At 58.7% G+C, this 247-nt stretch carries 1 protein-coding gene; it reads left to right on the forward strand.

Translation table 11 applies throughout. The annotated features are described in order from the left end of the window. Positions 1-40 precede the first annotated feature (40 nt). Positions 41-247 (forward strand): response regulator (locus FEI13_RS18990; protein ID WP_138183033.1); only part of this gene is annotated, 207 nt, incomplete at its 3' end.

The raw sequence follows: 247 nt of genomic DNA on the forward strand, positions 1-247 counted from the left end.
TATCCCCCTGTCGGCTAGTTGAATTGCAGTGGAGAACCTTATGAAATTGCTGGTGGTGGAAGATGAGGCGCTGCTGCGTCATCACCTGTTTACCCGCCTGACCGACAGCGGGCATGTGGTCGAAGCCGTGGCCAATGCCGAAGAAGCCCTGTACCAGACCGGCCAGTTCAACCATGATTTGGCGATCATCGACCTTGGCCTGCCCGGTATGGGCGGCCTGGACCTGATTCGCCAGTTGCGCACCCAG

Source organism: Halomonas urmiana (assembly GCF_005780185.1).
Lineage (GTDB): Bacteria > Pseudomonadota > Gammaproteobacteria > Pseudomonadales > Halomonadaceae > Halomonas > Halomonas urmiana.